1 protein-coding gene is annotated in these 1,759 nt (G+C 41.0%); it reads right to left on the minus strand.

Annotation, left to right across the window (positions count from 1 at the left end):
- On the minus strand, window positions 1-1,233 hold a 1,233-nt coding region (locus TY15_RS22920), incomplete at its 3' end, for a catalase (RefSeq protein WP_042375712.1).
- Window positions 1,234-1,759: the final 526 nt, after the last annotated feature.

Below are 1,759 nucleotides of genomic sequence, written 5' to 3' on the forward strand. Positions count from 1 at the left end.
TTCTTTGAAATCAGGCTGTTCCTGCCATTCTCCATAGCTGTTTGGTTCATAAGATTTCGCACCACCCATATTTCCATCGACTCGCATCGCTCCGTCTCTGTGATAGGAATGGACATGCTTGGCGCCGCGCGGATAGTTAACCGGGATTTGCCAATGGTTTACCCCTAAGCGGTAACGTTGTGTATCACCATATGAAAATAATCGGCCCTGAAGCATTTTATCAGGCGAAAAACCGATTCCAGGGACAATATTGGTTGGAGCAAAGGCAGCCTGTTCAACATCAGCAAAATAATTGTCTGGGTTCCGGTTTAATTCGAATTCACCAACTTCAATCAGCGGGAAGTCTCCTTTATACCATACCTTCGTTAAGTCAAATGGATTATATGGCATGTGTCGAGCTTGTTCCTCACTCATGACTTGGATAAACATTTTCCATCTTGGAAAGTGACCCTTTTCTATTGATTCATATAAATCTCTTTGATGGCTCTCCCGATCCTTACCCACAATGGTTTCTGCTTCTTGATCGGTTAAGTTATCAATGCCTTGCTGGGAGACGAAATGGAATTTCACCCAAGTCCGTTCATTATTGGTATTAAGAAAACTATAGGTATGACTTCCGAAGCCATGCATATGCCGATAACTCTTCGGAATCCCCCGGTCACTCATGGTAATCGTAATTTGGTGGAGTGCTTCGGGCAAGGATGTCCAAAAGTCCCAATTGTTTTGGGAGCTGCGCATATTGGTTCGCGGATCGCGTTTCACGGCATGATTTAAATCTGGAAATTGCTTCGGATCTCTGAAGAAAAAGACGGGTGTATTGTTGCCGACCAAGTCCCAATTTCCTTCCTCTGTATAAAATTTGAGAGCAAATCCACGAATATCCCTTTCAGCATCTGCAGCACCACGCTCACCGGCAACGGTTGAAAAACGGGCAAACATTTCTGTTTGTTTACCTATTTCCGAAAAAATAGCGGCTTTCGTATAGTTGGTAATATCATGTGTCACCGTAAATGTCCCAAATGCGCCAGATCCCTTGGCATGCATGCGGCGTTCCGGGATTACTTCGCGGTCAAAATGAGCTAATTTTTCAATAAACCAGAAATCCTGCATTAAGACTGGACCTCGTGGACCCGCGGTCATCGTATTTTGATTATCGGGTACGGGTGCACCAAAAGCTGTTGTCAATTTTTTGTCTTGACCCTCCAACTGATTCTTCCGTTCTTTTTCGTTCATCATTTTCCCTCCTAATAGTTTAGAATAATTATATCGTATCATTATTTTCAAAAAATTCTGTAAGGGAATATTGACAGATTTTTAACAATTGTCTTTTAGTAGAACATTCTTAATAAATCAACTGATTTTATAGATTACTATTTGTTTATATATCCTATTTTGGTGAATAGTAAGGTAATTAATATTACAAAGTTATTATCATTTATAATATTTAATTGATAATGTAATAGGGGAACTTAGCTATCTTCAAAATGGGAAAGGCTCCGTTATGAGGATAAACGGAGTCTTCATTATAATATCACCAGAATTTATATGTTTCGACTTTGAGAAATGTCCAGCTCAAGAAGCCATCGGCTCGAGGTCATAAGCGGGTCCGTCGAGAAGGTTAAAGACGAGAAGCATGAAGTCGCGGTACCTGGCCTCGCTCTTATCGGTTTTGAGATCCGGTTAAGCACCCGATCTGATAAATAGACGGAAAAATTCCGCCTATTGACTCGAAAAACGTGAAAATGGGGGAATTTTTTTT

Origin of the sequence: Neobacillus jeddahensis (assembly GCF_000612625.1) — a bacterium.
Lineage (GTDB): Bacteria > Bacillota > Bacilli > Bacillales > Cytobacillaceae > Neobacillus > Neobacillus jeddahensis.